Below are 7,201 nucleotides of genomic sequence, written 5' to 3' on the forward strand. Positions count from 1 at the left end.
TCCTCGACGCGCTTGCGCTCGGTGATGTCGATGATCTGCACGAACACACCGCGGACCTTGCCGTCCGGCCCTGGGTCGGGCAGGTAGTTCGCGCTCATGAAGATCGGCGTGCCGTCGGGCATGCGGCGCCAGGCCTCGAAATGCTGCGAGGTGCCGGCCAGGGCGCCGCGCATGCGCGGCTCGATGTCGGCCCAGATGTCGGGGGCCACGCAGCGGCTCAGGTGCTGACCGACGATGCGCTGCGGGTCCATGCCGTAGACCCGCAGGTGCTCGGCGTTGGCGAAGCGGAAGTGCAGGTCCGCATCGAGGTAGGCGATGAGGCCTGGCACGCGGTCGGTGATGGACTGCAGGAAATGCTGCTGGCGGCGCAGCGCGTCCTCGGCCGCCCGGCGGCGGGTGATGTCGACCACCGTGGTGTTGCTGCGCAGGAAACGGCCCTGCGCATCGCGCACCGTGGTGGACGAGACCAGCGCGTAGAAGCGCGTGCCGTCGCGGCGCAGCATCTCGTATTCCACGCCGTCGAGCGCGTCGTCCTGCAGCATGCGGTGCATGTGCGAATCGAGCAGCGGCACCTGGTGCGGCGGGATCACGTCGCGGAAGTTGAGCTTGCCCACCACCTCGTCGCGCGTGTAGCCCAGCCACTCCAGCTCGGTGTCGTTGATCGAGACGAATATGCCGTCGATGTCGAGCGAGTGGTAGCCGCAGGGCGCGCGGTTGTACAGGGCGTTGGCCTGTTCGAGCGCGCGCGCGAGCCGCTGGTTGGCCTGTGAGACACGGTCTTCCGAGGCCTTGCGCTCGGTGATGTCGATCATCTGGATGATCAGGCCCTGCACCTGGCCATCCATCTGGAAAGGGATGTACTCGATGCTGGCGTAGTACGGCTCGCCGCCGGGGAAGCGGCGCTCGCCTTCGAAACGCTGCGGCTCGCCCGCGAGCGCGGCACTCAGGCGCTCGCGCACGGACTCGTAGACCTTGCGGTCGGCGATCTCGCTCAGGTGCAGGCCGACCACCGAGTCGTGCGAGCGGTCTTCCCGCCAGCGGGTGTAGCTGGCGTTGGCGAAGCGGCAGATGAGGTCGCGGTCGAAGAAGGCGATCTGCACCGGCGCGTTGTCGCTGATGGTCTGCATGAACCGGCTCTGCGCGGCCAGCGCCTGCTGCGCCGCCTTCAGGGCGGTGATGTCGATCAGTGTGTTGTTGGAGCGCAGGAAGCGCCCCTTGCTGTCGCGAACGGCCGTGCTGCTGACGAGCGCCGAGAAGGTGCTGCCGTCGCGGCGGCGCACCACGGTCTCGATCGGGTCGAGCTTCTCGCCGGCGACCAGGCGGTTCAGGCGCTCCAGCACCTGTTCCTGGTTGCCGTCGCCGGGCGGCACCATGTCGCGCACGTTCAGCTTGCCGATCACCTCGTGGCGCTCGTAGCCGAGCCAGTCGAGTTCGGTGCGGTTGATGAGCACCAGGGTCCCGTTGGCGTCGAACGAGTGGTAGCCACAGGGGGCCTGGTTGTAGAGCGACTGCGCCTCGGCCAGCGACATGCTCACGCGCTCCTTGGCTTCGGCCAGTTCCTCGGTGCGTTCCTTGACGCGCTTTTCGAGCTCGGCATTGAAGCGGCGGATCTCGTCCTGCTGCTGGTGCAGTTCGGTGATGTCGCGCGAGACCGCCAGCAGCATGGCGGGCTGGCCTTGGGCGTCGCAGATCGGCGTGAGCGCGGTGTCCCACCACTTGGGCGTGCCCTTGAAGGTGTTGCCGAAGGCGACGAAGCGCGAGCCCTTGCCTTGCCGCGCGGCGGCGACGGCGTCGCGCGCGAGCGTGCCGCCCTCGTCGGGCCACCAGGTGGTCCAGTCGCTCAGGCGAACTTCTTCGAAATCGTCCACCTCGACCAGGCGGCAGCCCTGCTCGGTCATTTGCACCACGCGGCCTTCCAGGTCGAGCACCTTGGTGCAGTCGGGGCTGCTGGCGATGATCTGGCGGTTGAGTTCGTCCTTGATGCGGGCCTCGGCCTCGAGCACGCGCATCGGCGTGATGTCCTGCACGAAGCCGAGCTGGCTGACGACGCGGCCGCTGGCGTCGCGCAGCGGTGCGTTGCGCGTCAGCACGTACACGGTCTCGTTGCCCGGCTTGACGATGCGGAACTCGACGTTGAGGCTTTCGCCGCGCGAGATGCCGCGCACCCAGGCGGCCTGCACGCGCTCCAGGTCTTCGGGGTGCACGCGGGCGAGCCAGCCGAAGTTGGGAAAGTCCTCGCGCTGCAGGCCGAAGATCTGCTGCAGCTGGCTGTCGATGTGGGTCAGCAGCCCGCCCTCGTCGGTGCGGAACACGCCGATGGGGAACACGCTCGCGAGCGCGGCGAACAGGGCCTCGAACTCCAGTTTGGCCTGGGCGGGACGGCCGTCGCGGTCGGCGTCCAGGGCCGAGACCAGCGACAGCGGCAGGTCGGCGCGCAACCCCGGCTGGCTCGCGTCGGCCGCCGGGTTCAGGCCGCTGAGTTGCTGCGCGTAGCGCTGGCGCAGGTACTCGTTCTCGGCGCGCAGCGTGCGCAGCTCCAGCTGCATGGCCCGCTCGCGTTCGCTGACGCCCGCCTCGCCGTCGCGGCGGGCCAGGGGCGCATCGGTGGGCGAAAGGCGGGCGCTCATTGGAGGCAATGTACCCCAGCCCAGGGGGCCTGCCGCGTGGAACAGCGCCCTAAAACCGGGGGAGATCCGGGTGCGGCAACCGCCCGCCGCGCACCAGCAACCGCCCGTACTCCGCACAACGTTGCAAGGTCGGGATCACTTTGCCAGGGTTGAGTAATTCTTTGGCATCAAAAGCGCGCTTGATACCGAACATCTGATCGTTCTCTTGCGCGCTGAACTGCACGCACATGCTGTTGAGCTTTTCCACACCGACGCCGTGCTCGCCGGTGACGGTGCCGCCCATGGCGACGCTGGTCTCCAGGATGTCGGCGCCGAAGCGCTCGCAGCGCTGGAGCTGGTCGGGGTCGTTGGCGTCGAACAGGATCAGCGGGTGCAGGTTGCCGTCGCCCGCGTGGAACACGTTGGCGCAGCGCAGGCCGTAGGTGGTCTCCATGGCCTGGATGGCCAGCAGGATGTCGGCCAGGCGCTTGCGCGGGATGGTCGAGTCCATGCACATGTAGTCGGGGCTGATGCGCCCGCTGGCCGGGAAGGCGTTCTTGCGGCCGCTCCAGAAGCGCAGGCGCTCGGCCTCGTCGCGGCTGACGGCGATGGCGGTGGCGCCGCAGCCGCGCAGCACGGCGCTCATGCGGTCGATTTCCTCGGCCACCTCCTCGGGTGTGCCGTCGCTCTCGCACAGCAGGATGGCCTCGGCGGACAGGTCGTAGCCGGCGTGCACGAAATCCTCGACGGCGGCCGTCATGGGCTTGTCCATCATCTCCAGCCCGGCCGGGATGATGCCGGCGGCGATCACGGCGGCGACCGCGTCGCCCGCCTTTCGCACGTCGTCGAAGCTGGCCATGATGCAGCGCGCCAGCTGCGGCTTGGGCACCAGTTTGACCACCACCTCGACGGTGACGGCCAGCATGCCCTCGCTGCCGACCACTAGGGGCAGCAGATCGAGGCCGGGCGTGTCCAGGGCCTCGCCGCCGAAGGTGACCGGCTCGCCCTCGATGGTGAAGCCGCGCACCTGCAGCACGTTGTGGATGGTCAGGCCGTACTTGAGGCAGTGCACGCCACCGGAGTTCTCGGCCACGTTGCCGCCGATGGTGCAGGCGATCTGGCTGCTCGGGTCGGGCGCGTAGTACAGGCCATGCGGCGCGGCGGCCTCGCTGATGGCCAGGTTGCGCACGCCGGCCTGCACGGTGGCGGTGCGCGAGCGCGGGTCGATGCGCAGGATGCGGTTGAACTTGGCCAGCGACAGCACCACGCCCAGGGCATGCGGCATGGCGCCGCCGGACAGGCCGGTGCCGGCGCCGCGCGCCACCACCGGCACGTCCAGCGCGTGGCAGGCCTTGAGCACGGCGGCCACCTCGGCCTCGGTCTCGGGCAGGGCCACCACCATCGGGCGCTCGCGGTAGGCGGTGAGGCCGTCGCATTCGTAGGGGATGGTGTCCTCGGGCTGCCACAGCAGCGCGTGGGCGGGCAGCAGGGGCGCCAGGGCCCGCACCACGGCGGCCTGGCGCTCGGCGCGGGCCAGGCGCTGGGCCTGGTCGGGGTGGGGTGGGGCGTTCATGGCGGGGGCGTGGGTGACGGGCCAGTGTAGGCGCGCCGGGCCCGGCGGGGATTGAAAAATCCTGCAGCGGCTGTTGACGAGCGGCGGGGGCGCGGGGTCTTGAAATGTTCGGGGGGCGACTTCAGTTTCGAGGCACCCCGGTGCCGCGGTGGTCGCGGCGCCCTCGAATCTGGAGGACTTTCACCATGACCGGACTCATTGCCCGCAACAGCCTGTTCGATGACCTGTTCCGCGACGTCGCGCCCGGCTTCTTCGTCAAGCCGCTGCACGGCGACGCCCTGCCCGCGCAGATCAAGGTGGACGTGAAGGAAACGCCCGTGGCCTACACCGTGGACGCCGAGCTGCCGGGCGTGGCCAAGGACGACATCCAGGTCACCATCGAGGACGACGTGGTCACCCTGCGCGCCGAGGTCAAGCAGCAGGACGAGCAGCGCGACGGCCAGCGCGTGCTGCGCAGCGAGCGGTACTACGGCGCCGTCTCGCGCGCCTTCCAGCTGCCGCAGCGTGTGGACAAGGACGCGTCCAAGGCGCGCTTCGATAACGGCGTGCTGCGGCTGACGCTGCCCAAGAAGGCCGCCACCTCGGCCCAGCGCCTGGCGATCGATTGAGTGGGAGTGCGGTGGGCGCCGTGGGCGGCGCTCACCCCATGGCCTGCTGCAGCCAGCGCGCGAACGCCGCGCATTCCCAGCGCTCCATGGTGCCGGTGCGCCAGCACAGGTAGTGCGCGTGCGGGCTGGGCACGCGGCGCGGGTACAGGGGCACCAGGGCGCCGCTGTCCAGCCAGGGCGCGGCCAGCTTGTAGCGCAGCAGGCCCACGCCCATGCCGGCTGCGGCGGCGTCGCACATCAGGCCGATGTCGTTGAACTGCGAGCCCTCGGTGGGCTCGGGCCAGTCCAGGTCGTGCGCGGCGAACCAGGTGCGCCAGGGCTCCAGCGGGCTGCGCAGCAGGGGCAGGCCTTCCAGGTCCTCGGGCGCCTCGAAGGGGCCGTGCTCGCGCGCGAAGGCCGGCGAGGCCATGGGCGAGACCTCGTCCTTGGCCAGCAGCAGGTGCTCCACGTCGGCGTAGCGGCCGGTGCCGTAGCGCACCATCAGGTCGGCGTCCTCGGCCACCACGTCCAGCAGCGGGATGCTGACCTGTAGCGTGAGGTCGATCTCGGGATAGGTGTCGCTGAACTGCTTGAGGCGCGGCAGCACCACCGAGCGCGCGAAGGTGGGGGTGATGGCCAGGCGCAGCTTGCGCCGCCCAGGCGCGGCCTTCTGGCTGGGGAAGCGCTGCAGGGCACCCAGGCCGTCGCGCACGTGGGTGAGGTACTCGATGCCGTCGGTGGTGAGCGAGAAGTCCGCGCGGCCGAACAGCTTGGTGCCCAGGATCTCTTCCAGCTGGCGGATGCGGTGGCTCACCGCGCTGGGCGTGACGTTGAGCTCGTCGGCCGTCTGCGTGACGCTGCGCAGCCGCGCCAGGGCCTCGAAGGCCAGCAGGCACTGGATGGGCGGGATGCGCGCCGTCATCACGCCCCCACGCTCCGCCGCTGGCGCGGGTCGCTGCCCCCCGCGGGGGCTGGCCCGCCTTGGGGCGGCCCGGCGGCGGTCCGTTCGGCGTTGATGAGGTCTTGCATCACTTGAACACGACGGTCTTGTGCCCGTTGAGCAGCACGCGGTGCTCGCCGTGCCATTTCACGGCGCGCGCCAGCACCTGGCTTTCGGTGTCGCGGCCCAGGGCGGTGAGGTCTTCCACCGTGTCGGTGTGGTCCACGCGGGCCACGTCCTGTTCGATGATGGGGCCTTCGTCGAGGTCGGCCGTCACGTAGTGGGCGGTGGCGCCGATCAGCTTCACGCCGCGGTCGTGCGCCTGGTAGTAGGGCTTGGCGCCCTTGAAGCTGGGCAGGAAGCTGTGGTGGATGTTGATGGCGCGGCCCGAGAGCTCGCGGCACAGCTCGTTGGACAGGATCTGCATGTAGCGCGCCAGCACCACCAGCTCGGCCTGTTCGGCGCGGATGATCTCCAGCTGCTTCGCCTCGGCCTGGGCCTTGGTGGCGGCCGTCACCGGGATGTGGTGGAAGGGCACGTTGTAGCTGGCCGCCAGCTGGTAAAAGTCGCGGTGGTTGCTGACGATGGCGCGGATATCCAGCGGCAGCAGGCCACTCTTCCAGCGGAACAGCAGGTCGTTGAGGCAGTGGCCTTCGCGGCTCACGAAGAGCACGGTGCGCAGCGGTTGCGCCAGCGGGTGCAGGCCCCAGCGCATGCCGAAGGGTTCGGCGAAGGCGCCCAGGCGCTCGCGCAGCTCGGCCTGGCTCAGTTGCGCGCAAGCGAATTGCACGCGCATGAAGAACAGCCCGGTGTCGTGGTCGTTGTACTGGGCTGCCTCTTCGATGTTGCCACCGTGCTGGAACAGAAAGCCCGAGACGGCGTGCACGATGCCGGGGCGGTCCTGGCAGGACAGGGTGAGGACGTAGGTGTTTTCCATGGCGGCGCGATTGTCGCAGGGCGGCCGCCAGTGGGCCTGGCGCGGGGTCGGGCAGTGGCGCCCCCGGCGCGCGGGGGCGGTGCCAGAATGCCCGGATCACCGCTCGCAGGAGACGCCGCATGGCTTACAACGACTTCAACATGGACAACCAGTGGTTGCCCTTCACGCCCAACCGCAGCTTCGCCAAGGACCCGCGCATCTTCGTCGCCGCCGACGGCATGCACTTCACCACGCACGACGGCCGCCAGGTCATCGACGGCATTTCCAGCCTGTGGTGTGTGGGCGCGGGCCACAACCGCCAGCCCATCAACGAGGCCATCAAGCGGCAGCTGGACACGCTGGACTACGCCACCGCCTTCAGCGTGAGCAACGACAAGGCTTTCCGAGCCGCCGAGATGATCGCGGCCCTGGCGCCCGGCGACCTGAACAAGGTGCTGTTCTGCAACTCGGGCAGCGAAGCGGCCGACACCTCCATGAAGGTGGCCCTGGCCTACCACCGCGCGCGCGGCGAGGGCCAGCGCAACCTCTTCATCGGCCGCGAGCGCGGCTACCACGGCG

At 69.7% G+C, this 7,201-nt stretch carries 6 protein-coding genes; 2 read left to right on the forward strand and 4 right to left on the reverse strand.

The window, feature by feature from the left end:
* A partial coding sequence (locus BGO22_RS17365; protein WP_286851960.1) for a PAS domain-containing protein occupies positions 1-2,627 on the reverse strand: 2,627 nt, incomplete at its 3' end.
* Between the two features lie 49 nt (positions 2,628-2,676).
* Complete coding sequence (locus BGO22_RS17370) at positions 2,677-4,179, reverse strand: FAD-linked oxidase C-terminal domain-containing protein (protein ID WP_286851961.1); 1,503 nt, start codon at positions 4,177-4,179, stop codon at positions 2,677-2,679.
* A 185-nt stretch (positions 4,180-4,364) separates the two neighbouring features.
* Between BGO22_RS17370 and BGO22_RS17375 the strand changes: the two genes are divergently transcribed.
* The gene (locus BGO22_RS17375) at positions 4,365-4,787 is read left to right on the forward strand and encodes an Hsp20/alpha crystallin family protein (RefSeq protein ID WP_070399428.1); all 423 of its coding nucleotides are present in this window, start codon (positions 4,365-4,367) and stop codon (positions 4,785-4,787) included.
* 31 nt (positions 4,788-4,818) lie between these two features.
* On the opposite strand, the gene BGO22_RS17380 is transcribed toward BGO22_RS17375, so the two are convergent.
* Positions 4,819-5,688 (reverse strand): LysR substrate-binding domain-containing protein, encoded by an 870-nt coding sequence (locus tag BGO22_RS17380; RefSeq protein ID WP_286851963.1) that lies wholly within the window; start codon positions 5,686-5,688, stop codon positions 4,819-4,821.
* Between the two features lie 106 nt (positions 5,689-5,794).
* The gene (purU, locus tag BGO22_RS17385; protein WP_070399430.1) at positions 5,795-6,643 is read right to left on the reverse strand and encodes a formyltetrahydrofolate deformylase; all 849 of its coding nucleotides are present in this window, start codon (positions 6,641-6,643) and stop codon (positions 5,795-5,797) included.
* A gap of 119 nt (positions 6,644-6,762) precedes the next feature.
* On the opposite strand from purU, the gene BGO22_RS17390 reads away from it, so the two are divergent.
* The coding region (locus BGO22_RS17390; RefSeq protein ID WP_286851965.1) for an aminotransferase class III-fold pyridoxal phosphate-dependent enzyme at positions 6,763-7,201 on the forward strand (439 nt) is incomplete at its 3' end.

Source organism: Hydrogenophaga sp. 70-12 (assembly GCF_001897365.1).
GTDB classification, from domain to species: Bacteria; Pseudomonadota; Gammaproteobacteria; order Burkholderiales; family Burkholderiaceae_C; genus Hydrogenophaga; species Hydrogenophaga borbori.